This is a genomic window from Pseudomonas sp. PME37.24/006 (assembly GCF_055556635.1).
Window position 1 is genome coordinate 1 of the sequence record NZ_JBVHNL010000077.1, and the last position, 275, is coordinate 275.

A 275-nucleotide genomic window follows, 5' to 3' on the forward strand; every position below is an offset into this window, starting at 1 on the left:
TAGTTATTCAAGTATCAACCAACAGGAACAGACTGTAAGAGCTTTTCGGACCCCTAGCAAACGTGATGCAAAGCAAATAGACAGGGCTTGGCTACTTCAAGGCATTACTTTTTGCTACGCAGCTTAGCTCCAAGTACCCTCTCGAGCTTTCCAATTATCTGATTGTTCGGAATCGCCTTGCCCGACTCGTACTCCTGGATCACCTGTGGCTTCTCATTGATCATCTGAGCAAGTTGTGCCTGGGTCATCTTCTTATCCAGCCTTGCTTGCATAAG

1 protein-coding gene is annotated in these 275 nt (G+C 46.5%); it reads right to left on the reverse strand.

What is annotated here, in order from left to right:
* Positions 1–104: 104 nt before the first annotated feature.
* Positions 105–272 carry a helix-turn-helix domain-containing protein gene (locus ACZ3GY_RS23920; protein ID WP_465912214.1) on the reverse strand — a complete coding sequence of 56 codons (168 nt, stop codon included), beginning with the start codon at positions 270–272 and terminating at the stop codon, positions 105–107.
* Between the last annotated feature and the right edge of the window lie 3 nt (positions 273–275).

What these genes read in the sequence shown, in the direction of transcription:
- ACZ3GY_RS23920 (WP_465912214.1), bottom strand. Translation starts at nt 272, where the DNA reads ATGCAAGCAAGGCTGGATAAGAAGATGACCCAGGCACAACTTGCTCAG.